Below are 22,814 nucleotides of genomic sequence, written 5' to 3'. Positions count from 1 at the left end.
TTTTTCGATTCTAAATATTTCCTTTTTTTAATTCTTTTACAGCATAATCGGCTGCACGAGCAGTTAATGCCATAAATGTCAAGGACGGGTTTTGACATGCAATTGAAGGCATACAAGAACCATCTGTAACAAAAACATTATTCACTTCATGCATCTGATTCCATTTATTTAGAACTGATGTTTTTGGATCGTTACCCATTCTGGCAGTTCCCATTTCGTGAATGGACATTCCTGGATAACAATCATTATCATACGGTTTTACATTTTTTATTCCTGAAGCTTCTAGCATTTCGGCTGCATCATACATCATATCTTCTCTCATTTTAGCTTCATTTTCTTTGAATTCACAATCAATAGCTAAAACAGGCTGCCCCCATTTGTCTTTTTTAGTATGATCTATATAAACTCTATTTTCATAGTAAGGTAACATTTCACCAAAACCTCCTAATCCCATACTCCAAGAATCGGCTGGTAAGGACATGGTATCTTTAAAGTCGCCACCAAAAGCTAATTCTGCCACTTCTTTATGCCATAAACCCCTTGAAGCGCCTCCTTGATAACCAAATCCTCTTAAATAATCTCTTTTATCGCTGCCCATATTTTGATATCTTGGAATATAAATACCATTGGCTCTGCGACCATATGTATATTTATCTTCAAATCCTTCAGCACTTCCTTCCGCACCACAACGGAAATGGTGATCCATTAAATTATGTCCTAATTGACCACTTCCGTTTCCAAATCCATTAGGATGAGCATCGGAAGTAGAATTCAATAACAAGAAAGTAGAGCCTAGAGTAGAACCATTTACAAAGACAATTTTGGCATAAAATTCCATTGTTTCGTTGGTTTCTGCATCAATTACCATAACCCCTTTTGCTTTTTTGGTATCTTTATCATAAATGATATGATTTACGATTGAGTAGGGTCTAACGGTTAGTCTTTTGGTAGCCATTGCTGCTGGCAAAGTAGAAGATTGTGTACTAAAATAAGCTCCAAATGGACAACCGCGACTACATAAATTTCTATATTGACAACTACCACGACCGTTATGTGGAACGGTTAAGTTTGCGGTACGACCGATGGTAAGTATTCTACTTTTATTATAGTGCTTCTCTAAACGTTCTTTAACTGATTTTTCGACACAGTTCAAGTCCATTGGAGGCAAAAATTGTCCGTCTGGTAATAAAGGCCAATTTTCATTTTGACCACTTACTCCAATAAATTGCTCTGCATAATCGTACCAAGGAGCAATATCTTTGTAACGGATTGGCCAATCATTTCCATGACCATCTCTTGCATTATCCTCAAAATTATGATCGCTAAAGCGATAACTTTGACGTCCCCACATCAATGATTTTCCACCTACGTGAAAACCTCTATACCAGTCAAAACGTTTGTCTTCCGTATAAGGACATTCTAAATCATTAACCCACCATTTTTCGGTTGCTTCATTATAGGGATAATCACGCGTTTGAACAGGATGTTTAAGTTTTTGATCTTCTGTTAATTTTCCGGCATGCTCAAATTCCCATGGAGATTTCATTGCAGAATCATAATCTTTTACATGTTCGATATTCATACCTCGTTCTAACATTAAAACGCGTAATCCTTTTTCGGTTAATTCTTTTGCGGCCCAACCGCCACTTATACCAGAACCTACAACAATTGCATCGTAAGTATTTTGTTTTTTTAAATTTGTATTTATGTTCATTATGAGCTTGTCATTTTATGTATTACAAAAAAAATTAGTTAGTTGCCCAAGCTTTTTGCCCTGGTTTATATTCAGCGCTACCATCATAGCGACCTGGAATAGGAAGATATTCTCGAGCTTGTGTGCATCCTATTTCTGAAGAAAAATAACCTAAAAGAGTCAAATCTCTAGCTATCACAAAAAATGAAGAAGTTTTCTTTGCTTCAATAGTTTCGGTTCTCAAATCAACTAGAATTTTTTGGCGTTCTTCTATATTTAAAGACAGGAAGTTTTTATTGTACATTGTCATACATTTTTCTTCCATTTGTTTTAAACCCGAAGCAAAAATTAATTGGATTTCCGCTGGAAAACAATCCCTAACCATCATAGGAATAAAAGTTCCTAAACCTGCAGCTTTTGCTCCTAGGGATGACTTTGTGGTTGGTAAAATAATATCTGCAAATTCAGCTAAAATTTCTTCATCTGATGAAGAAAAAGACACTCTGTTTTTTTCGTTTTCAGGAATTCCAAAACCTTCAAACAATACTGCCATTGTACTAGATGAAATGGCAGTTCCTAATAATATTGCTACGTTTTTTAGCGCCCTTCTTCTATCCATGTTGTCAAATTATTAAAAATGTGTATTTATTATAACTAAATATGTAATTCATACATTGTTCCAATATTAATGAATTAAATATTATAATCGTAATTTATTTTTATTTATCGTGTCAAAAATACATTATTATTATTATTATTTGAATTTATCATATTAATTTATATATTTTATGATTTTAAACAATTTTTAATTATTATTTATTCAACGAAACAAATATTTTGTTATTGTTTAAACAATAAGAACAGGTTGTAATTGTAGCAAATTATTAGAATTTAACTTGTTAATTTTTTTTAATTAAAAAAATTAAAATCTTATTGCTTAAAAAAGAAACAATAAGGACTGATTTATTTAAATAATTACAGTTTAAAAGAAAATAAATATAATAATAGTTCGATAGGTAATGAGAACAAAATAGTGTCGTTTTTTTTTTACCATATAAGGGCATATAAGAACATTTAATTTTTTGATTGAATCGCTTATGTGAACTTATATGCCTTATATGGTAAGATTAAATGTGTAAATACGACAATAATTGATTCTTTCTATTTATATGTAAAGAAGGGTAGATATATTAATATAAAAAAATAAAAAAGAAATGTAGAAACAAAAAATTAATTTCTACCTCTCAAACAACGCCAAAGTTCCACCAACCCAATCCTTGTCTTTGTTGAATTTCACTCCAATCATCTCGCCACGGCTCAATCGTGCCAAGTTGCAGAGTAGAGTGGGAGCGTCATCATCTTTTTTCCAGACGCAAAGCACGCGTACTTCGGCTTTTACTTTTCCGTCGGGAGATTGCACTATTGGAATATAATTCACTTTTTTCTGGAGAATGTACAGTTCTTTTTCGACCACGGCATCGATGTCTTCTTTTTTTACGTGAAAAATTACGCCCGAACCCGAGAAAGAAAATAAAGGTTTCAATACATAATTTTCCAAGTCTTCTGGAATTGCTGCCAAATCACTCAATAAAGTGGTTTCTATGAAATACTTGCCTTTCAGGAAAGGCAAAATAAACTTGCTGATTCTAAAAAACCAGTTGGGATGTCCTGCCCATTCCACGTCAAGATCGTCTGAGAAATGGAAATTCAGTTTTAAATCGGTTCGCGAATCCAATTCATCAAAAATCACGCGATTGTAAATGCGTTTGACACGGATTTCTTCGCCACTTTCGTTTTTGTAAAAGAGTTGTTTGCCTTTTTTAATTATATCAGTAACACAAACTATCGGAATACCAATATCTCTCTGACAATAATAGAAGTCAATTTTTGTGTTTTGTTTTTCGGGTTCAATTTCCAGCAGAATTACATTTTCATTTGGATGATTGTTGCAAATCACTTCTTCCAGCATTTTGTTATATTCTTCTATAGTAATGTTGTTGATAAACGGTGTCAATTCCTCTAAAAACGGATAATGCTTCTTGAATTTTTCGTAAAGATTGATTTGGTAATTATACAATGAAGGGAATCCTTGCACTTCAATTAATTTTGGAACAACAACTCCGTTTTCTTCGCAAATTCCAAAATCTATGGCTAAGAAAGTGGTGTGTTCGTCTTCGTTGGGAATATTATGATTTAGTTCTAATGATTTGTTTGTTAGGCTTTTAAAGTCTTTTTGTTGAATCAATTTTATAACATCGTTACAACCTTCAATGATTTTTGCTTTTAACTCATTGGAAATAAAAAAAGGGGTTTCACCAATTCGAAAAGTGGGTGCATAATCAAAATCGGAAGCGATATCGTCTTTTAATTCCTGATACTTTTCTTCAGTAAATTGGGAATTAAAAAGATGTCTGTATTTGTCAATCATTTTAAAAGTATTAAGATAAAAAAATCAAGTATTAAGAAGGACGTTTAAAAGTATTAAGACAAAAGTTTCAAGTATTATGAAAAATGTATTTGTTTAAATGTTAGTTAGCCTTAATTATTAATACTTAATTCTAATCTAATTCGACAGCATTTTCTTAGTGATCATCAAATCATTGATGGCAATTCGGAGGAAATTTGGAATCAAGGTTTCGTTTGTTCGGTAAATTTTATCATCATCGACTAAATCTTCAAGCATATTCCTGAATTTACGTTTGCCTTTCAATACTCTTATTTTCTCTTTGGATTCTTTATTTCTCAAATGGGCAATAAAACTGATTGGATCTGCTTCGGGATGAAATTGAGTTCCCACAAAATAATCCGAAAAACGAACCGCCATAATAGCTCTTTCGTAATGTACTTTATCTCGAATTTTTTCCAGAGAAATAATTTTAGCCCCTTTTTTCGAAAACACACTCAATTTGGGTTGTACAACCTGATAATCTCTAGAATCGATAGCATAAAAAGGATCAGGTAGCCCTTCAAAAAGTGCGTCTGTTAATCCCTCTTTTGTTTTATGAATAGTCCTCACGCCAAAAGAAGTAACGTGTCGTTTTGTAATTTCGGCTAAGCCAAAGTGTTTGCAAGCCATTTGAAACGAATGACAAATAAACAAAACGTGTTTTTTTACTGAATTTTCATTGTTCCATTGGTTCAATTCATCAATAAAATTGTAGTATTTCAAGTCCCAATTTCCATCACCAATCAAAGGATTTCCAGGCCCACCTGTCGAAATGTATATATCAAATTTTTTGATATCTGGTAATTCTGATTTTACCCTTACATCAAAAATCTGGAAAGTAACAATTTGATTAAAACGGTTGATAATATCAATGATACAGCGCATTCCCTGATTGGGTTCTCCATTGTACATATCTAAAACCGCTATTTTTATGATAGTATTATTCATTATTGGCAGGCTAAATTAATTTGCAAAGATAACTTTTTCAATTTCAATGGCAATTTCAATGGCAATGGTAATTTCGATGGCAATTATTATATCAATTTCAAGCTGTAATTTGAGACCTGTAATCTGATTAAAGCCCTTTTGTAAATTCACCGGTTATAAAATCAACCACCTTGCTCAAACAGTTCGTTTCTTTATAAACCGCCAATTGTCTGTCGGCTCCAGTTCCGTTTTTCATAATGGTGTGAACATAATTAATTTGGTCACGACTTCCGAGTTCATCCACGACATCGTCAATAAATTCGAGCAATTCGAGAACAAGCATCTTAGTTTCGACTTCTTTTTGAAGACCAAAATCAATCATATTTCCTTCAATTCCATACCGTGCAGCGCGGAATTTATTTTCTTTTATCAAGGCTAAACGATAGACATTGAAACTCATATTGTGCAAAGACAATTTATATAATTTGGCCACAATGGCTTGGATAATAGCCACAATACACATCGTTTCATCCACTGTTAAACACATATCACAGATGCGAAATTCTATGGTGTCATAAAACGGATGCAGTCGCAAATCCCACCAAATTTTCTTTGGATTGTCAATGCAATTGGTTTTTACCAAAGTTTCCAAAAAGTTTTCATAGGAGGAAAGCGAATCGAAATATTCAGGCAAACCTGTTCTAGGGAATTTATCAAAAACTTTGGTTCTATAGGATTTATAACCTGTATTTCTTCCTTCCCAAAAAGGGGAATTAGTAGATAAAGCAAATATATGAGGTAAAAAATACGTCGCCTGATTCATTAATTGCAATCCAATTTCTCGATTTTCAATTCCAACGTGACAATGCATCCCGAAAATTAAATTGGAACGTGCAGCGTCTTGCAACTCTTTTACAATATTATGATAACGAGGGTCATCGGTTATGGGTTGGTCTTGCCATTTCGAGAAAGGATGAGTTCCTGCACCACCAACTATTAAACCCTGTCTATCTGCTAAATCTACAATATGTCCTCTGAGAGATTTGATTTCGGCTTCGGCTTCGTGTATGTTTTTACAAATATTTGTTCCCACTTCAACCACCGATTGGTGCATTTCGGCTTTGACCTGTTCATTCAAAATTACTTTCGCACCATCTACAATTTTAGATAAATGCGAGCGCAAATCTCTAGTAATTGGATCTATAATTTGATATTCTTCTTCAACACCGAGAGTAAAAACGGGTAATTTTTTCATATGTAGATAATATTTTCTTTTAAAAGGAATATGTAATTCGCATATATCTTGATCGGTGTTTGCGTCGTATTTCCGATATGCTCATTTCATAATAAATAAAGTTGTTATTTAACAGAAACAGCATCTTTAATAAATGTTCCCCAAGTCAAATTCATTTTGCCTGGTTTTTGTTTTTTTGCTGCAGCAATTGCCATTTTTGCAGCGTGTTCAACAACCCATTCGAAATTTTCTGCCCCCACAGATGTCAACTCGGCATCTGGCGCTGGATTCCCAAAATCGATGGCGTAAGGAATTCCATCACGAACGGCAAATTCTACAGTATTAAAATCATAACCTAATCCTTTACAAAGTTTTAACGTATAGTCTTTTACGGTGGCTAATAATTTTTTATCAACTGGAGGACCATCAATTACATAACGAAGCTGATGCGGATTTCTTGGTTCGTATTGCATAATATGAACGTCTTTGCAACCCAAACAATACACACGGAAATATTCGGTAAAGACAATTTCTTCCTGCAACATCATTACCAATTGCCCAGTTTCTTGATGTTTTTCCCAAAATTCTTCTTTGTTTTCAAGTCGATATACATTTTTCCACCCGCCACCAGCATAGGGTTTCATATAAGCTGGGAAGCCGATGTAATCAAAAATTCCTTCCCAATCCATTGGGTATTTTAGGTTTCTGAACGATTTACCAGTGGTGTCCGTGGGATGCTCTGCCGATGGAAGAATTACGGTATTGGGGAGTGGAACTCCTAAAGTATCGGCTAATGCATTATTGAAAAACTTGTCGTCGGCACTCCACCAAAACGGATTATTGATGACGTTGGTTCCTGTCAAAGCTGCATTTTTTAAGTAAGCTCTATAAAACGGAACATCTTGTGAAATTCTATCAATAATTACGGCATATTCTCCATCTTTATTTTGAACTACTTTGTCTATAGAAACGGCTTCGGCAATGATACCTTTTTCGTTTTTTGAGTTTATTCTGTCTATAAATGCTTGCGGAAAAGTATCTTCCATCCCGAATAATATTCCAATTTTTTTACTCATTTTTATATAGTTTTTTTGGTTTTCGTGACCCGATCCTGAAAGGCGAACGGATAAAATAATCTACGATTTCATCATATATGTTTTTAGTCTTATCTACTAAATAATCAAATCTTAATACTCAAAAGAACTTAATTCTGGATAAATAATGTGGAAACATTTCTTTCCAAACTGGCCAATCGTGCTCTCTATCCGGTCGAATATCCAGCCAATGATGAATATTTCTATCATTTAAAACTTTACTTAATTTTAGATTGGCATCATAACAAATATCCCAATTGGAGGTGCCCAAACAAATATCCATATTCCAAAGTTCAGGATCATTCAATCCATATAAATAATCTTCCGGGCTGTTATAAAAAACATTGTCATCGTGATACCCATCCATATAATTTTTGATACTAAAAGCGCCACCCATAGAAAAAACATGGCTTATATAACCTGGATGACGAAAGGCAAAATTGGCAGCGTGATAGCCACCAAAACTGCAACCTGCAACAGCTACTTTTCCTGAAGAAGTATTGTTTTTTACTTTTTCTACAATTTCATGACATATCATTTTATCATACCAAGTATGATTTTCAATTCGATGTGTTGGATGTATATTTTTATTGTAAAAACTTTCTTTATCGATACTTGCAGGACAAAATATTTGGATTAATCCTTGGTCGATAAACCATTTTGCGGAGTCTATCAAACCCATATCTTTATTTTCGTAAAAACTTCCCATAGAAGTAGGAAAAAGTAGTACGGGATAACCAGCGTGACCAAAAACGAGCATTTCTATTTCTCTACTTAAATTGTGCGAGTACCATTTGAAATATTCCTCTTTCATATATGTAAATTTTTATTTTTTAGTTGTCATATATGGTATCACCTTTTTTCTCAAAGGTGTTTGTTTGCAACAAACTGGTTTTTTGTGGTGATTTCATGCTTCCTATTTTTTAACAATTATAATGAAAATAATGAAACGAAAATCAAAAATAGTTTATTAAAAATAATATTCTTTAAAATCACATAGTGTATAATTTTTTGGGTATTTTACTATAATAATTGCACCTGACTTTTCAATCTTTCGATAAGCATTCCCATCATTCTTTTGTTGAGACTAGAGGATTTTTTGATGTATTGAGCATATTCATCAGAAGTAAAAAGTCCAATTATCATTCCTTTTAAGACATTTCGAAACTTGATGTCTTTTTGAATCGAATTTTCGATCATAGCCATTTTTTTTTCGATTGTAAATGCGCCGAAATCTATTTTGTTTTTGCTTAAATAATTAATGAAGGACTCGACTAAAATTTCGTTTTGTAATTTCAAAATAGGGCGAAGTGCTTGATTTTGAAATAATTCATCTGATGATGATTCATTTGTTATACTGCCAATTGTTTCTCCTCGAAATTCTTTTAAAAAAACATCTCTTTGATTCATCATTTTTTTTTCTTTAAAAATAAAAAAAAATGAGATAGGAAAAATTTAAATTCGCAGATATAAAATATAAATATGAGATTTCACACTAGAAAATGGGTAAAACCAGAAAATTTAAACCCAAACGGTACCTTATTTGGAGGTAAATTATTGGCTTGGATTGATGAAGAATTGGCTTTATACACTATAATTCAATTGAAAAACACTAAAGTTGTAACCAAGTATATGTCTGAAATCAATTTTAGAAGCTCAGCAAAACAAGGGGACATCATCGAAATAGGAATTGATGTGCTAAAGTTTGGAACCACTTCGCTTACCTTAAAATGTGAGGCTCGCAATATGATGACTCGCGAAACGATTATTACAATCGACCACACCACAATGGTAAATTTGGGTCCTGATGGCAAACCAAAACCACATGGAAAGACCGAAATCGAATTTATTAAAGACCGATTGGATAACTAATTTTTTACCCAGATTTTTTTATTTAAAAATAGAGATAGGTCTATTTAAATCCTTTATTTTTTTCTCAAATATTTTTTTTCAATAAAAAAAGTGGCGAAGGGTAGAAGCGAGGCTCCCAGAATAATTAAAGTTGTTTTATAGTCCCATTCTTGAGATTTTTTTAGTAAAACGGTCAACAAAACATAACCAATAAATAAAATTCCGTGGGTCATTCCTATTGGATACAACAAACTTTTGTAGAGTTCTAAGTTGGAAGGTTTAATAAAAAGCATATTAAAAAATAAAACTAAATAAGAGATTCCTTCTAGGATGGCAATGTTTTTGAATATTCTGAGCATAAAATTATTTTTCTAAATTCGAAACGCAAAACTAAGGAATATCATTGATTTAAAGTGAATTAATTCCTAAAGTAAATTACTTTTGCATAAATATAATTAGAAAATGAGCAAACGTGATTTAAAAAAATACCTTCAAGAACTCGATAAAAGGCAACTCGAAGAACAAATTATTGAGTTGTATGAAAAATTTAGTCCTATAAAAACGTATTATGATTTTGTCTTTAATCCAAAAGAAGATACGCTACTCAAGGAATCTAAACTTAAAATTTCGAATGAATATTTCCCAGCACGCACTTCAGGGAAACCTCGAAGACCAAAAATGCGTCGCTCGGTGGCTCAAAAATACATCAAACATTTTATTCTTTTGGGTGTAGATCCATTCATTATTAGTGATCTGATGCTTTATTCGATAGAAATTGCTCAAACTTTCTCAGCCGAAAAGACTGTTAAGTCTGAATTGTTTTACAAAAGTATGTTCAATTCGTATGAACAAGCCATTATTTTTATGATTGCAAACGGAATAACGGAAGATTTCAAAACTAGAATTATAGCTATAAACAAAGAAACAGTGTACCAAAAATGGTATAATGCGCCAGAATTCAACGCCATAATTGAACGTTTTGAGTATTAAAAATCAATTACATAGTTGTTTTTATTTAATCACTATTCTTTTTTTAGATGAATATTTAGTTGAAAAACTCTTTTTTAGGTGTATTTTTGCAAAAATCCATCAATAGCAATGCTTCAAAACGCAGTAGAAACAGAAATAGAAGACAGAAAAGAACTTTATTCGTATCAAAAAGGAGATATTGAATCCATTTTTGAACGTTTAGAAAATGCACCTGCCAACCATCATTTATTGTATCAATTGCCTACTGGAGGCGGTAAAACAGTTGTGTTTTCTGAAATTGTTAGGCAATATTTATCAAAGCACAATAAAAAAGTTGTTGTTTTGACGCATAGAATTGAATTGTGTAAGCAAACTTCAAAAATGCTTAAAGGCTTCGATGTAAAAAATAAAATAATCAATAGCAAAGTCAAAGAATTACCGGATCAAAACGATTATTCTTGTTTTGTGGCTATGGTCGAAACTTTGAAAAACAGAATCAATGACGAAAAGTTGCATCTCGACAACATTGGTTTGGTTATTATCGATGAAGCGCACTACAATTCCTTTCGAAAATTATTAAGTTCTTTCAAAAATGCCTTTATTCTTGGAGTTACAGCCACACCTTTGAGTTCGAATATCAAGTTGCCAATGCACGAAAATTATGACGAATTAATCGTTGGCGACAATATTAGTTCTCTAATTGAAAAAGGATTCCTGGCAAAAGCAATTACCTATAGTTATGATGTAGGTTTAACTTCCTTGAAAGTGGGAATTAATGGCGATTATACTGTAAAATCATCCGATGATTTATATACCAATATGGCGATGCAAGAAAAATTATTGCATGCTTACACCGAAAAATCTTTGGGTAAAAAAACCCTAATTTTCAATAACGGAATCAATACTTCCTTGTATGTTTATGAAACATTCCGTGAAGCTGGATATACCATTCGTCATCTTGATAATACTACTAGTAATGAGGATCGTAAAGATATTTTGCTATGGTTCAAGAAAACTCCAGATGCAATTTTAACCTCGGTTGGAATTCTCACCACAGGTTTTGATGAGCCTACTGTCGACACTATTATTTTGAACAGAGCCACAAAATCATTGACTTTATACTTTCAAATGATAGGTCGGGGTTCTCGTAAATTGCCCAATAAAAACACTTTTTCAGTAATCGATTTAGGAAATAATGCCGCGCGTTTTGGCTTGTGGAATGAGCCTGTCAATTGGCAACACATCTTTAAATCACCTGAATTTTACTTAGAAAACTTGCGCGATGATACCGAAATCGAATTGTATTTCAAATATACAATGCCACCTGAATTGCGTGCCAAATTCAGTAAAACCGAAATTGTAACTTTTGATGTCGATGAAGAACACAAACTCGCCATTGCTCAAAATTTGCGTTCCAAAATTGTTTTGGACAAATCTTTGGAACAACACGCTGCAATGTGTGTCGATAATACCGAAGAATTAAGAGATGCCAAAGCATTGTGCAAGGAGTTAGATCCTGATATCGATTGCCGATTGAAACGTTATGCCAAATGTTTGAGTCAATGTAGCAAAAACTACCGCGAATGGTTGGTCGACGATTACAAACTGAAACTTACGTTGTTGATAGGGAAGAAGTATCGCGAGAAAATTATGAACGAAGCGGATTAATTTAGATTGCAGATTTCAGTTGGAATCGAGCCTTAATCGAATAAAATTAAATCGATAACCGTCACTTCGAGTGATTTTAAATAGTAATTTGAGAGTCCGTTACGGACGAAACATGTTGTAGCATCAAATTTTAATCCGTTGAATATCGCAATGAAAATGTTTTACAACGAGATTATTTTTATTTAAATCAAATTCCAATTTCATAAAACAACAATTTTTTAATTATTAAATCAACAAAATGTCAAAACAATTCGCCGATTTAGGAATCCAAGAATCGATTCTAAAAGCACTTGATGGTTTAAAAATTGTTGTGCCTACAGAAATTCAGCAAAAAGTAATTCCGTTGCTTTTATCTAATACTGATGTTGTTGGTTTGGCCAAAACTGGAACGGGAAAAACGGCCGCATTTGGATTACCATTACTTCAATTAATAGACTCTAAAATCAATGTAATTCAAGTAGTTATATTAGTTCCTACACGTGAATTAGGACACCAGATTTTTAGTAATTTAGAGGCTTTCGCCAAATATCTTCCTGAAGTTTCCATTGCCGAAACTTGCGGAGGAATCCCCATAAAACCCCAAATAGAACGATTGACTTTGCCAACACATATTGTTGTGGCCACACCAGGAAGATTGATTGATTTGATTCAGCGTAAAGCCATCGTTTTAAAAGAAACAAAATTTCTCGTTCTTGATGAGGCAGACGAAATGGTTAGTATTCTGAAAGAAAGTTTAGACGAAATCATTGCTGAATTGCCTAAAAGCCGAAGAACATTTCTTTTCTCGGCCACTATGCCAGGAAACATAAAACAATTGATTCAGAACTACTTAAACAAAAATGTCGTTCAAGTCAGCGCTGATATGCAAACGTTAGGAAATCAAGGAATTGATCACCAATATATCGTCGTAGATCCCATTGAAAAACTAGATGTTTTAATGCATTTTTTGACTTCAAAAGATGGCGAACGCGGTATTGTTTTTTGCAAAACCAAAGCAGCTGTTAATAAATTGGCCAAGAATTTAGCCATTAATAGATTTTCATCAGGAGCTTTACATGGCAGTTTGTCACAAGGAATCCGAGATCGAATTATGGAGCAATTTCGTGAAGGACACATCAATATTTTGATCGCCACCGATTTGGCCTCCAGAGGAATTGATGTAAAAGAAATTTCTTATGTAGTCAATTATCATTTGCCAGATACCTATGAAAACTATGTTCACCGCAGCGGAAGAACTGCTAGAGCAGGAGCTAAAGGGCTTTCATTAACTGTTTTGCAACAAGAAGAAGTTGCTGAAATTGCGGAATTCGAAAAAGAATTGGGAATCAAATTCAATAAATTCCAAAAACCATCTGCCGAAAATATTGAAGAAAATAATACGCTTTTATGGGCAAAACAAATCTTCAAAACCAAACCCAATCACGAAATTTCGGCTGATTTTAAAAACAAAATCAAAACCGTTTTTCATCATTTGACCAAAGACGAATTGATTGAAAAATTGTTGGCCAATCAATTACTTCAAACGAAAGCAGATTCAAATAGAGAAAAACCTGTTAAAAAATTCAAAAACTAATATTTTGCCCTGCATTTATATTGTACTTTTATAAATAAATCATTTTTATAAAAGATTCAAAATGCAAATAGTAATAATAGGAGGAGGTTTTGCAGGCGTCAATTTAGCCCAAGAACTAGCCAATCAAAAAGGCTTTGAAGTAACTCTTGTTGACAAAAACAACTATAATTTCTTTCCGCCACTTATTTATCAGGTTGCCACAGGATATTTGGAACCTTCGAGCATTAGTTATCCATTTCGTAAATTTTTTGCAGGAAAAAAAAACCTGCATTTTCGTTTGGGCGAATTGCAAAGAGTACTACCTTCAGAAAATAAAATCATTCTCAACAACGGCGAATTACAGTATGACCATTTGGTTTTTGCCACCGGAGCCGAAACGAGTTATTTCGGAATGGAAAATGTCAAGAAAAATGCCATTCCAATGAAAACGCTCAATGATGCTATTGAAATGCGCAATACGCTTTTGAAAAATCTAGAAAAAGCGGCTATTTGCAATGACATTCGTGAGCGAAGAAAATTGCTTACTATTGTGGTTGTTGGTGGCGGACCAACAGGAGTAGAAGTTTCGGGAATGTTTGCCGAAATGCGAAAAAATATTTTGCTCAAAGAATATCCTGAGCTTGCCACAGCTGCCAGTCAAATTTATTTGGTCGATGGAGGCGATGCTTTGTTGTCGCCAATGAGTTCAGCTTCCCAGAAATACACACTCGAAGCCGTAACGCAACTTGGTGTTGTTGTTAGACTAAATGCTCGTGTAGTCAATTATGAAAATGATATCGTTTATTTTGCCGATGGCGAAACCATACAGACTAAGAATCTAATTTGGGCCGCAGGAGTTACAGCCAAAGTATTTGAAGGTATTCCAGCAGAAAGTTTTGGTCGTGGCAAACGAATGATAACCGATGCTTTCAATAAAATAACGCTTACCGAAAACATTTATTCTATTGGAGATACTTGTATTCAAATTACAGATCTGAATTTTCCTGAAGGACACCCACAAGTAGCCCAAGTAGCTATTCAGCAGGGTGTAAATTTAGCTGATAACTTCAAGTCAATGCGTAATAACAAGTTGTTAAAACCTTTTAAATACAATGATAAAGGTTCGATGGCAATTATCGGAAAAAACAAAGCAGTGGTAGATTTACCTCGTCCCAAATTGCACTTCAACGGATTCTTTGCTTGGTTAATTTGGTTGTTTGTACATTTGATGTCTTTAATTTCTTATCGAAATAGAATTCAAACTTTTTACAATTGGATGATTGCTTATTTCTCTAAAGATCAATCTTTACGAATGATTATCAGACCGGAAAAAAGGTCAAAAAGAGATGCTTAATTAAAAATTTATAATAAAATCATGCTACCTTTCAATTTATTGTTCTTCGTTGTAGGGCTTATAATAGTTATTTTTTATAGACACATTAATAAACAATCTACTTATGTCAATATTTGAACTATAATTTATAGTATGTATTTTAGAACGTCCAAGAAGTTGTTAACAAATTTATTAACATTTTATTGGTTTAAATTTGGATATAAAAAAACCCCTATTTAATGGGGTTTTGTTTTTTTGTTAATCCGCTGATTCTAAGGAAAGCGATGTTATTCTACTTAGCGCAAATGAATAGGCTCGTAATATGTCTTTATCCCAAGTTTGTAAATAATCATTATATTTTAACTGTAAATCTAAATTTGAAATAGGTAAGCACAAATAGTAAACATTTCCCCAAGTCTTAGATGTTGCTATAACTAAAATCGCTTTTGTTTTCTTTGTTGATTGTTCATTGAATAATTTAAAATCAAATTGGTAATTTGTTTCATTGTGAACAAACATATCTTTCAGCTCGTAACCTTGCTTTAAATCCAAACCTTTTGTTACTGTTTCCTGATAACCTTTGGTTAAATAGTTATATTCAATTTCTGTAGTTTGAGCATTTAAGCCAGTAACAAATAATAATGCTAAAATAATTTTTTTCATAGTTTTTTAATTTAGTAGGTTAATAACGATTAATGTTTTTCAAAGATAATGCCAAAAATTTTACTATAGCAACCTATTTGCTATAAAAGAATACATAATTATACCTAAAAAAAAAGCCTTTGTAATTAATACAAAGGCTTATCTATTATATGCTCATCCGAATACTGTCTTAACAAAAATTGTCCTGTTTTTCGATTATAAACATTAATATAATGATAATCAAAACGCTTTTTCAAAAGCCAATTATGAAGATAATATATTGATTTACAAAATCCTATCTTTATAGGTTTTACAATTTTATCTTTATGAAAGATAGTACAGCTATAAGGAGTAGGGGAAGTATTAGCCATTTTAAAAAGGAACAAAAACGTAACCAGCAGGCACTTTATAAGCAACAAAAACAACAGAAGCGGGACTAATATAATCTAAATCCTCATAGATAATATATTTGTGAAAACCCTTTGAATAACCAACATACTTGACTGAATTTGTGTTTATAACACTTTCAGTTGGTACAATATCAAAAATATTAAATTTAGTATCAATCAAAAAGTCAAAGGAACAGGGAACGTCCAACTCTATATATATTTCAAAGCCATAAAAATTATGATGTAAACAACCATTTAAATAAATTGGTATCAAATCTAATTGATCATTTTGATAAGACCTAATTAAAGACAATGTATCAATAAAGTAAGAATGTATTTTACCTTCTGAAATAGAAAGAGAAACACCTTCAATTTCACGATTATCACCATTTAACTCTACATAATAACGATACGGGTTATAAAAAGGCCATAAATTAACTTTTGGAGTATTAATAACATCAAAATTAATGTTATAATTCAAGGTATCTTTAAAAATTGATACCATTGTATTTGGTGGAAAAAATGAATTTTTTGGTAAGGCTTCGACACTTTGAAAGTCTGAATTTAAAAAAGATATCATTTCTAAGTTTTCAACATTTCCGAAAGTAACACCTAGTACACGTTTATTCAGATCATAAACGCCAAGAATGAAAAAATCTTCATTTATTCCATCAAGATTATAGATTATTTCGTTTGATTCTACTTGCCTTTCTACTTGTTTTACTTTGATAACTCCGTTTGCAGTAATGTACTGTACGTATGTAGTTGGGTTTAAATATTGCATTATCTAAATAGTTTAAGTTTGATTAAAAATTCTTTGTCCAATAGGCTTGTAACGTCTGTACTTAAATTTCTAGCTGTTAAAGTAAAATACAATTCTGATAGTATTTTCTTTTGTCCTGTATTGGTAATTTGTGCCAAAAGTTTATAGGCTTCTTGGTCGTTTTCTGTCATACTTTTAGGATTTGCGAAATCGTACCAATTTCCCTGATTCAAGTATAAAGTTCCCAAATGATGTGCAATACTTCGAGCCCAATTGTGATAAGCCTGATTTGGTTCAATTTTGCTTAAGGCTTCCAGTTGAGTAACAGGGGATAAGTTTACAACATTATTAAGTTTAATTTGTTCCTCTACCTCGTTTACTTCGCTTTTTGTGTTACTGTCTTTTAAATATCTGAATAATACAGGTATCAACAGAATTAAACCGAGAATAACAAGCCAATAACGTTCTATTATTGCAAAAAAGCCCTTATTAACGGGCTGATTTGCTTTTCTGATAGGTATCATTATTTACTTTTTTTTCAAAAGTTTGTAACCGATGTACACAATAACAGCTCCCAATGCAATATTAACATACATTGTGTTTTTTTCGTAGAATTCTTTTAATTTGTCTAACATTTTTTTTGTTTTAAGGATTAATTTTTTTTTAACGTCTTTCCGATTTCTTTAGAGTGTAATAGTAAACACCGAGTAAAAAACCAAAATAATGGGTATTGCGTATTTTAATACTTTGGTTTTCAAATCGACCTTTAAATTTTCAGTTGATACATTACCCAATAATGATAAGGCTCTTATTATTTGGGTGTCTGTTACGTGTTTTGAATCCGTTCCATTTTCCTTTTTTATTACTGCCTTTCCTAACTTCAATAAAAAACTTTGATTTATTGATGTTATTTGTTGGTCGGGTTGAACTCCTATACTTTGACATACATCTTTAATGTATTGTGCTGTATTGTTTTCGCTAGGTGGAGCGTATTCATTAATTAACTTTCTAACGGTGTTTTTACCTTTGTTAATATCGTTAATTAAATCCTTGAACATAGCCCTGATACCTAATTCCATTGATGAAAATTGCTCGAATTTTTTATCAGTATTTTGAGGTATTGGAATTTTTCCCAGCCACGCAATCGAAGTTATTATTAAGTTACCCGGATTGTTATTTCTGATTCCTCTAGATAGTGCCATCGCTTTTATCTTTAGTGGTTAAATCAATCTTTTCAAGTTCTGAATAAACAACTTCAATTCCCTTAATGATTGCCATCACTACAGCAGAATATTTAACAATTACACCGATGATTGAAATAATTCCTCTTAGCTTATTCATTGTTTTGATTTTTTGATTGTTTTTCTTTTTGTTTTTTCGCCACGTATTCAAGTAAAGCATCTGCCAACTCGTGGATGATTAAAGGCAGAAACTTAGAGAGTAGTTTAAACATAACTAAGATTTTACGAATGTTCCACAATACCCACCGTTTTTGGCTTTAGGATTCAAAACGAATTCCATATCTTTAATGGTTAGTTTTTTCTTTGCCAGATCAAAAAAGCCATTGTACCATACTGTTTGTAATGTTCTTTTGAAAAAAACTTTACAAGCCCAATTTTCAAATTTTGGGTTAGCGGTTTTACGTTTTGAGGGGTCTTTTCTAGGACTTGCAATAATGGTTAACAAACCTCTTGATTTGCTGTAGTTCCACGCCGTGATAAAATTCATATCAATTTGCTCTCCTGTTTTTTTGTCGAAGAAATGGGTATGATGTTGACAACCTGAGTGTTTTTTTATTGGTTCGTTTTTGTTTGACTGTTTAGAATAAGCCATAATATATTTTTTTAAGTATTAAAATTAATTCGTTTGATTTTTTTGAAATTAATATCAGACTGTCAATGAAGAAAACTATCAAATAAACCCAATTTCGACAGCCTGATAATTTACTTTTATCTTCTTCTTCCACGAATGGAGGTTGAGGATTTTTTATACAGCTTCCAACCGATAAACAAGGCAACAGCCATTAATACCCAGATTAAATACTTTTTGTTTTTTTCCCAAGTGGCTTGAAACCAAATTTTTGAAAATAAAGCGTTTGTACCGTTGATATTATCCTGTACAAGTTTAGATTTACCAATTGATTTGGCAAGATTATCCTGATACAAGTTAGCTTGATTGTTAATCAATTGATCAATTTCTTTTGGTAATTCTGTAACGGGTAGAACTACCTGAGAAGCAGGATTTTTACGTTTTGAGTCGGGTGTTGACATTACTCTTTTGGCATCTGCCACAACAGCACCGTAATTTCCTGTAACAGCAGAAATCGCATTTTTTAAGGAAACAACTCTTTTGAGTTTATTTCCAATTGTTTTGAAAATACTCATAATTACGCTTCTGTTTGTACACTTCGCATAACGAAATTTACGATTGAACCTTGATTTTTGTTTACATCGATAAAATCAACGTTTACCAAAGGCAAACATAATTTATCGCCTATTCTTGAAGATACTATACCATTTTTAATACTTTGAATCGGGTCGACATCTACTGATAAGGCACGCAATTCAAAAGGGTCATATTTGATTGTTTGACCGTTTGAATAGGTATATGAAATATCGGTTACTGTATTGTTTAAATCGATAACTGCCAAATCATAACCTTTTACATCAATTTTTTTGCTTAAATCTTCAATTGCGCAACTTTTTTGCTCCCAATGCATCAAATTGTTTGTATTCAATGGATGTTCAACACCATAAATAGCGTAAGTATTGGGTGCTCTCAAATCTTCCAAAGAGATTTTAATATTTTCTTTTTCCTGTAAAAGAATTGCACCATCTAAAGCAATTTCACATACTGCAATCGTTGGGAATGATCCATCTGAATGGATAGCTTCACCGCCGTATGTAGCTGATAGAAGAAAATCCTGTAATTTTACTTTATTGGCAATTGGTACGTTATTACCGTTTGCACGTTCAATGTAAATACTGATTTTTTCGTTTAAAAAGTCGGTTAAAGCCAAACTAGTTGCAATAATCAAAGATGAAATTCCTTTGCTTACTGTTATTTCATTTGATTTTGTTACCCCTGTTAATTCAATAATTTTCATTTGTATTTTTTTTTGATTAATAATTTATTTCGATACAAAGGTTATTTCAATTTGAATTTAAGGGTAACAGTTTTTACCACTTTTTGGATATTTTGGGTTATTGTTATTATTTTAACAAACCGTAATCGACCAAATCTTGCAAAGTCAAAAATTTTCTTTTGATAGATAAACAATCAATAATTATTGAATATTCTTTGATTCCTGTTTTATAACATACACCTAAAATTGATGCTAATTGCTTTTTTGATACTTTTTGAGACAGATTTTTTTGTATCATAAGAATAAATTTTGATGTTCGAGAAATAGAGTTTTGTCGAATTTTTTAAGAATTTTATCCTTTTCTTTAAATTCCTGTAGGTAGAAATAAATTTTAGAATCGAACCAATATTTTAATTTTAATTCATTTGAATAATCAATTTCTTCAAGAACCAAGTTCAAGGCTATGATATATGAAATATCTTGTTCATTTGCGTAATACTCTCTAAATAATGACTTTGCCAAGCGTTTTTTAATGGTAGTAGTTGAAATTGGTAGTTTGAAATTTCTTCGAAGAATACATTTTTGTTTAGTCACTTGGTCACGCAAATTATCGTAATTAAAAACCTCAATAATTTTTTCTTTGTTTACTTGAGATAGACCTGTATTTTCCCGAACTTCAAAAAATCCTTTTGTACTAGATTTAAGCAGCTCAAAAAGGGTTGATACGTCAAAAATTCCCCATGTCATATCTTGTTGAACTGTTTCATTGTGGGTTGCAATTTGTTTTAAATCTCTAAAAAAGGGTGCATTAAGTTGAATTTCGAAACGCCAAATATTATCATTTTTGATATTATTGTTAAAAAAATATTCATTGATATAGGGCTTTTCAGTGATTTGTAAGTTTAAAGATTTATTGTAAATTCTTATCAATTTATCACTTGTACGTTTACCAATTTGGAAACCGTTTAATATTGATTTGCCTTTATAGGTTTCAAAGTGTGAAGATATATTCTTTGGTCTGCCTGATATTAAATAATTTCCTGATATAAGATTATCAAATAAATTTCGATAGGTATTTTCTTTGTCCTGTTTATCTAAACAAATATCTAGACGATTAATAGATTTGAAATAGTACCCTGTTTGTTCGAGAAATTCTGTTAAAATGTGTTTTAATTGATTTGATGATATTGTATAAAACAAATGATTTTCAAATTGAATTTGGCAAAGTTGGTCATTAATAATTTTACTTCGGGGCGAATGCATAAACGTTGCTATCTTTTCTTTTTTATAATACAAATCAGCACGAAATAAAAATATTTTTGTTCCGTAATCGTGTTGGATTGTTAAAAAATTTGAGGTTTCGGGAAATTCCCCGAACGGAGACCCCTCTAGGTTTAAAATTAGATAATCAATGTTTATTAAAGTTGATTGATTTTCTATTATTGTAGGTTGGTTCATATTTTTGATGTTATAGTGAGTTGGCTCCCGTTATACCCAACGGGAGCGAGTTATGATAGAAATTATAAAACTCAATTGTAAAACCTTTCCAAATCAGGCATAGAAAGCATAATTTTAAAAAAACGTTTATAGGGTCTAAAAACAAATTTGATTTATAATTTATACGCTGATGAAGTGATAAAGTTTTATAAATAGTCAATTCAGAATCTACAATATATTCAAAAACAGTTTCAATGTTTTTCATAATTATTATTTAAAAATTTAGGAATAAGAAGGTAAATCTGAAACGTTAGGGAAACATAGTCAATTGGGTTTCTAAATTCTTTAAATCCAACTTTGCAGTTTCAATTTGACATAAAATGATATTTTTTATAGAAGCATCAATATTTTTAATCTCAAGGAGCAAAAAAGCATATTGATATTTTAAATAATGAATAGAAACAGTATCTACAGGAGATTTAATAAATTCCTGAATATCATCTTTCAATACAACCAAGTCAAAATATTTTGATTCACGTTGTTTAATAAATTCGGGGATAGTAGCCATAATTAAGCAGTTAAAAGGTTATGTTTTAATAATTTAGTAAGAAGCACTTTAGAAGAAAATTCGAAAGGATTACCATAAAAAATAAACTCGTGAATTAATCGATTTTGACAAACAACAAAACAATCCTTTTTTATCTGGATTGTAACACCTAATTTAGCACCACGAACACGGATATGAAGCATTCGGAAATTTGAATGTTCAGTTTTACAAAAAGGTCTTATTTTTTTTAGGAAAGTTTTAGGCTTAAATGGTTTATCACGCATTTTTAAAACCAAGTCCAAAAGAAGGACATAATTTTCAAGAGGGGAACGTTTTATGCACATAATTTATTTGTTGATAGTTTATACCACAAATGAACTATAATTTATATTATGTAAAATAGAAAATTAATTAAAGTGTGTTGTCCTAATTAATAACAATACTAATTACTTTTAAATCCTACTCTCATAATATCCCTCAAATAAAAAAGCACCATCAAGATATCTTGATGATGCTTTAATAAATCAATTAGTTTGAAATTATTTTACAGAAAACGGAATATTCCATTTCTCCCAACTCAAAACAATTGAATTCTCATTGATAGTATAAACCAAACTTTCAGTACTTGAACCAGCTAATTGCTGTTTGACAGTTACTCGCAATTGATCTTCTTTTTCATTGTAATTATTGGTTCCAGACATTTTAGAAACTTTATTAAAAATCAAAACACATTCTTTTTCGTTTGGTATTACAAAAAACGAATATTTTCCTGCTGCCAATTTTGAGCCTTCAACAATAAGATCTTTATCGGTTTCGATAATTGTTGCTGCATTCGCTCCAGCTCTCCAAATTTTATTGAATGGTACCAATTCCCCCCAAATAACTCTACCTTTTACTGAAGGACTACTATAATTTACGCTAATGTTTGCTCCATTAATTTTACCGGTTGCTACAGCCGCAGGACTAGCAGGTTTGTTTTGAGCATTAACGAAAGTTGTCATAAATAAAGCAAAGACAATAGCCTGAATTTTCTTTTGTAATTTCATATTATACTGTTTTAGTTTAAGGACTAAATTTATAATTTCTAATCTAATTTTATCATATTTCACAATAACTTTAAGAAAAAATTAAGGATTTTATAAATTAATCGTTTTGTCTAATTATTAAGGGATTATAATTTATTA

Annotated in this window: 26 protein-coding genes; 5 read left to right on the top strand and 21 right to left on the bottom strand. The window is 31.8% G+C overall.

Going from position 1 to position 22,814, the window contains the following annotated elements; genetic code table 11:
• Nucleotides 1-10 precede the first annotated feature (10 nt).
• The 8 genes from FNW17_RS12390 to FNW17_RS12355 form a co-directional block, all read right to left on the bottom strand.
• Nucleotides 11-1,714 (bottom strand): GMC oxidoreductase, encoded by a 1,704-nt coding sequence (locus tag FNW17_RS12390; protein ID WP_185964763.1) that lies wholly within the window; start codon nt 1,712-1,714, stop codon nt 11-13.
• Nucleotides 1,715-1,748: 34 nt separating this feature from the next.
• Nucleotides 1,749-2,312, bottom strand: coding sequence for a gluconate 2-dehydrogenase subunit 3 family protein (locus FNW17_RS12385; protein WP_143389379.1), 564 nt, complete (start codon nt 2,310-2,312; stop codon nt 1,749-1,751).
• Nucleotides 2,313-2,930: 618 nt separating this feature from the next.
• Nucleotides 2,931-4,121 (bottom strand): ATP-grasp domain-containing protein, encoded by a 1,191-nt coding sequence (locus FNW17_RS12380; RefSeq protein WP_143389378.1) that lies wholly within the window; start codon nt 4,119-4,121, stop codon nt 2,931-2,933.
• 135 nt (nt 4,122-4,256) lie between these two features.
• Nucleotides 4,257-5,087: a type 1 glutamine amidotransferase gene (locus tag FNW17_RS12375; protein ID WP_144071791.1), complete on the bottom strand. Its 831-nt coding sequence runs from the start codon at nt 5,085-5,087 to the stop codon at nt 4,257-4,259.
• 127 nt (nt 5,088-5,214) lie between these two features.
• Nucleotides 5,215-6,321 (bottom strand): carboxylate-amine ligase, encoded by a 1,107-nt coding sequence (locus FNW17_RS12370; protein WP_144071790.1) that lies wholly within the window; start codon nt 6,319-6,321, stop codon nt 5,215-5,217.
• 104 nt (nt 6,322-6,425) lie between these two features.
• Complete coding sequence (locus FNW17_RS12365; RefSeq protein WP_144071789.1) at nt 6,426-7,376, bottom strand: ATP-grasp domain-containing protein; 951 nt, start codon at nt 7,374-7,376, stop codon at nt 6,426-6,428.
• Nucleotides 7,377-7,494: 118 nt separating this feature from the next.
• On the bottom strand, nt 7,495-8,208 hold the full coding sequence (locus FNW17_RS12360; protein ID WP_144071788.1) for an esterase family protein: 714 nt from the start codon (nt 8,206-8,208) through the stop codon (nt 7,495-7,497).
• A 209-nt stretch (nt 8,209-8,417) separates the two neighbouring features.
• Entirely contained in the window at nt 8,418-8,804 is a 387-nt protein-coding gene (locus tag FNW17_RS12355; protein ID WP_144071797.1) for a glyoxalase, read from the bottom strand.
• A gap of 72 nt (nt 8,805-8,876) precedes the next feature.
• Between FNW17_RS12355 and FNW17_RS12350 the strand changes: the two genes are divergently transcribed.
• Entirely contained in the window at nt 8,877-9,266 is a 390-nt protein-coding gene (locus FNW17_RS12350; RefSeq protein ID WP_144071787.1) for an acyl-CoA thioesterase, read from the top strand.
• Between the two features lie 53 nt (nt 9,267-9,319).
• Here the strand turns inward: FNW17_RS12350 and FNW17_RS12345 are convergent, their stop codons facing one another.
• Nucleotides 9,320-9,604, bottom strand: coding sequence for a DUF3817 domain-containing protein (locus FNW17_RS12345; protein ID WP_143389374.1), 285 nt, complete (start codon nt 9,602-9,604; stop codon nt 9,320-9,322).
• A 103-nt stretch (nt 9,605-9,707) separates the two neighbouring features.
• Here FNW17_RS12345 and FNW17_RS12340 point away from each other — a divergent pair, with 103 nt between their 5' ends.
• The 4 genes from FNW17_RS12340 (at nt 9,708) to FNW17_RS12325 (ending at nt 14,788) form a co-directional block, all read left to right on the top strand.
• Nucleotides 9,708-10,235, top strand: coding sequence for a DUF6155 family protein (locus FNW17_RS12340; protein ID WP_143389373.1), 528 nt, complete (start codon nt 9,708-9,710; stop codon nt 10,233-10,235).
• Between the two features lie 108 nt (nt 10,236-10,343).
• The gene (locus FNW17_RS12335) at nt 10,344-11,882 is read left to right on the top strand and encodes a DEAD/DEAH box helicase (RefSeq protein WP_143389372.1); all 1,539 of its coding nucleotides are present in this window, start codon (nt 10,344-10,346) and stop codon (nt 11,880-11,882) included.
• Between the two features lie 238 nt (nt 11,883-12,120).
• The gene (locus FNW17_RS12330) at nt 12,121-13,455 is read left to right on the top strand and encodes a DEAD/DEAH box helicase (RefSeq protein ID WP_144071786.1); all 1,335 of its coding nucleotides are present in this window, start codon (nt 12,121-12,123) and stop codon (nt 13,453-13,455) included.
• A 61-nt stretch (nt 13,456-13,516) separates the two neighbouring features.
• Entirely contained in the window at nt 13,517-14,788 is a 1,272-nt protein-coding gene (locus tag FNW17_RS12325; protein WP_143389370.1) for an NAD(P)/FAD-dependent oxidoreductase, read from the top strand.
• Between the two features lie 237 nt (nt 14,789-15,025).
• On the opposite strand, the gene FNW17_RS12320 is transcribed toward FNW17_RS12325, so the two are convergent.
• The 12 genes from FNW17_RS12320 to FNW17_RS12275 form a co-directional block, all read right to left on the bottom strand.
• Nucleotides 15,026-15,430, bottom strand: coding sequence for a hypothetical protein (locus FNW17_RS12320; RefSeq protein WP_144071785.1), 405 nt, complete (start codon nt 15,428-15,430; stop codon nt 15,026-15,028).
• A gap of 351 nt (nt 15,431-15,781) precedes the next feature.
• Nucleotides 15,782-16,582: a hypothetical protein gene (locus tag FNW17_RS12315; RefSeq protein WP_144071784.1), complete on the bottom strand. Its 801-nt coding sequence runs from the start codon at nt 16,580-16,582 to the stop codon at nt 15,782-15,784.
• Nucleotides 16,582-17,085, bottom strand: coding sequence for a hypothetical protein (locus tag FNW17_RS12310; RefSeq protein ID WP_144071783.1), 504 nt, complete (start codon nt 17,083-17,085; stop codon nt 16,582-16,584). Before FNW17_RS12310 ends, FNW17_RS12315 begins: the two co-directional genes overlap by 1 nt.
• 159 nt (nt 17,086-17,244) lie before the next feature.
• Complete coding sequence (locus tag FNW17_RS12305) at nt 17,245-17,763, bottom strand: structural protein (RefSeq protein ID WP_185965303.1); 519 nt, start codon at nt 17,761-17,763, stop codon at nt 17,245-17,247.
• Nucleotides 17,750-17,902, bottom strand: a complete 153-nt coding sequence (locus tag FNW17_RS16360) for a hypothetical protein (protein ID WP_185965302.1) — start codon at nt 17,900-17,902, stop codon at nt 17,750-17,752. Before FNW17_RS16360 ends, FNW17_RS12305 begins: the two co-directional genes overlap by 14 nt.
• Nucleotides 17,903-18,016: 114 nt before the next feature.
• The gene (locus tag FNW17_RS12300) at nt 18,017-18,394 is read right to left on the bottom strand and encodes a hypothetical protein (protein WP_144071782.1); all 378 of its coding nucleotides are present in this window, start codon (nt 18,392-18,394) and stop codon (nt 18,017-18,019) included.
• Between the two features lie 116 nt (nt 18,395-18,510).
• The gene (locus FNW17_RS12295) at nt 18,511-18,945 is read right to left on the bottom strand and encodes a hypothetical protein (RefSeq protein WP_144071781.1); all 435 of its coding nucleotides are present in this window, start codon (nt 18,943-18,945) and stop codon (nt 18,511-18,513) included.
• Nucleotides 18,946-18,947: 2 nt separating this feature from the next.
• Nucleotides 18,948-19,667 (bottom strand): hypothetical protein, encoded by a 720-nt coding sequence (locus tag FNW17_RS12290; protein WP_144071780.1) that lies wholly within the window; start codon nt 19,665-19,667, stop codon nt 18,948-18,950.
• Between the two features lie 106 nt (nt 19,668-19,773).
• On the bottom strand, nt 19,774-19,944 hold the full coding sequence (locus FNW17_RS16355) for a hypothetical protein (RefSeq protein WP_185965301.1): 171 nt from the start codon (nt 19,942-19,944) through the stop codon (nt 19,774-19,776).
• Complete coding sequence (locus tag FNW17_RS12285; RefSeq protein ID WP_144071779.1) at nt 19,941-21,104, bottom strand: replication initiation factor domain-containing protein; 1,164 nt, start codon at nt 21,102-21,104, stop codon at nt 19,941-19,943. Before FNW17_RS12285 ends, FNW17_RS16355 begins: the two co-directional genes overlap by 4 nt.
• Before the next feature lie 289 nt (nt 21,105-21,393).
• Complete coding sequence (locus tag FNW17_RS12280; protein WP_144071778.1) at nt 21,394-21,651, bottom strand: hypothetical protein; 258 nt, start codon at nt 21,649-21,651, stop codon at nt 21,394-21,396.
• Between the two features lie 518 nt (nt 21,652-22,169).
• Nucleotides 22,170-22,676 (bottom strand): DUF2911 domain-containing protein, encoded by a 507-nt coding sequence (locus FNW17_RS12275; RefSeq protein WP_143389357.1) that lies wholly within the window; start codon nt 22,674-22,676, stop codon nt 22,170-22,172.
• Nucleotides 22,677-22,814: the final 138 nt, after the last annotated feature.

The sequence above is a fragment of the Flavobacterium franklandianum genome (assembly GCF_007097365.1).
GTDB classification, from domain to species: Bacteria; Bacteroidota; Bacteroidia; order Flavobacteriales; family Flavobacteriaceae; genus Flavobacterium; species Flavobacterium franklandianum.
This window is presented reverse-complemented; position numbering and strand designations above follow the sequence as displayed.

Coding starts and splice junctions, on each gene's coding strand:
- FNW17_RS12350 (WP_144071787.1), top strand. CDS start 8,877: ATGAGATTTCACACTAGAAAATGGGTAAAACCAGAAAATTTAAACCCA.
- FNW17_RS12390 (WP_185964763.1), bottom strand. CDS start 1,714: ATGAACATAAATACAAATTTAAAAAAACAAAATACTTACGATGCAATT.
- FNW17_RS12360 (WP_144071788.1), bottom strand. CDS start 8,208: ATGAAAGAGGAATATTTCAAATGGTACTCGCACAATTTAAGTAGAGAA.
- FNW17_RS12300 (WP_144071782.1), bottom strand. CDS start 18,394: ATGGCTTATTCTAAACAGTCAAACAAAAACGAACCAATAAAAAAACAC.
- FNW17_RS12285 (WP_144071779.1), bottom strand. CDS start 21,104: ATGAACCAACCTACAATAATAGAAAATCAATCAACTTTAATAAACATT.
- FNW17_RS12380 (WP_143389378.1), bottom strand. CDS start 4,121: ATGATTGACAAATACAGACATCTTTTTAATTCCCAATTTACTGAAGAA.
- FNW17_RS12310 (WP_144071783.1), bottom strand. CDS start 17,085: ATGATACCTATCAGAAAAGCAAATCAGCCCGTTAATAAGGGCTTTTTT.
- FNW17_RS16355 (WP_185965301.1), bottom strand. CDS start 19,944: ATGATACAAAAAAATCTGTCTCAAAAAGTATCAAAAAAGCAATTAGCA.
- FNW17_RS12370 (WP_144071790.1), bottom strand. CDS start 6,321: ATGAAAAAATTACCCGTTTTTACTCTCGGTGTTGAAGAAGAATATCAA.
- FNW17_RS12305 (WP_185965303.1), bottom strand. CDS start 17,763: ATGGCACTATCTAGAGGAATCAGAAATAACAATCCGGGTAACTTAATA.
- FNW17_RS16360 (WP_185965302.1), bottom strand. CDS start 17,902: ATGAATAAGCTAAGAGGAATTATTTCAATCATCGGTGTAATTGTTAAA.
- FNW17_RS12295 (WP_144071781.1), bottom strand. CDS start 18,945: ATGAGTATTTTCAAAACAATTGGAAATAAACTCAAAAGAGTTGTTTCC.
- FNW17_RS12365 (WP_144071789.1), bottom strand. CDS start 7,376: ATGAGTAAAAAAATTGGAATATTATTCGGGATGGAAGATACTTTTCCG.
- FNW17_RS12275 (WP_143389357.1), bottom strand. CDS start 22,676: ATGAAATTACAAAAGAAAATTCAGGCTATTGTCTTTGCTTTATTTATG.
- FNW17_RS12325 (WP_143389370.1), top strand. CDS start 13,517: ATGCAAATAGTAATAATAGGAGGAGGTTTTGCAGGCGTCAATTTAGCC.
- FNW17_RS12290 (WP_144071780.1), bottom strand. CDS start 19,667: ATGAAAATTATTGAATTAACAGGGGTAACAAAATCAAATGAAATAACA.
- FNW17_RS12320 (WP_144071785.1), bottom strand. CDS start 15,430: ATGAAAAAAATTATTTTAGCATTATTATTTGTTACTGGCTTAAATGCT.
- FNW17_RS12330 (WP_144071786.1), top strand. CDS start 12,121: ATGTCAAAACAATTCGCCGATTTAGGAATCCAAGAATCGATTCTAAAA.
- FNW17_RS12315 (WP_144071784.1), bottom strand. CDS start 16,582: ATGCAATATTTAAACCCAACTACATACGTACAGTACATTACTGCAAAC.
- FNW17_RS12345 (WP_143389374.1), bottom strand. CDS start 9,604: ATGCTCAGAATATTCAAAAACATTGCCATCCTAGAAGGAATCTCTTAT.
- FNW17_RS12355 (WP_144071797.1), bottom strand. CDS start 8,804: ATGAATCAAAGAGATGTTTTTTTAAAAGAATTTCGAGGAGAAACAATT.
- FNW17_RS12340 (WP_143389373.1), top strand. CDS start 9,708: ATGAGCAAACGTGATTTAAAAAAATACCTTCAAGAACTCGATAAAAGG.
- FNW17_RS12375 (WP_144071791.1), bottom strand. CDS start 5,087: ATGAATAATACTATCATAAAAATAGCGGTTTTAGATATGTACAATGGA.
- FNW17_RS12385 (WP_143389379.1), bottom strand. CDS start 2,312: ATGGATAGAAGAAGGGCGCTAAAAAACGTAGCAATATTATTAGGAACT.
- FNW17_RS12280 (WP_144071778.1), bottom strand. CDS start 21,651: ATGGCTACTATCCCCGAATTTATTAAACAACGTGAATCAAAATATTTT.
- FNW17_RS12335 (WP_143389372.1), top strand. CDS start 10,344: ATGCTTCAAAACGCAGTAGAAACAGAAATAGAAGACAGAAAAGAACTT.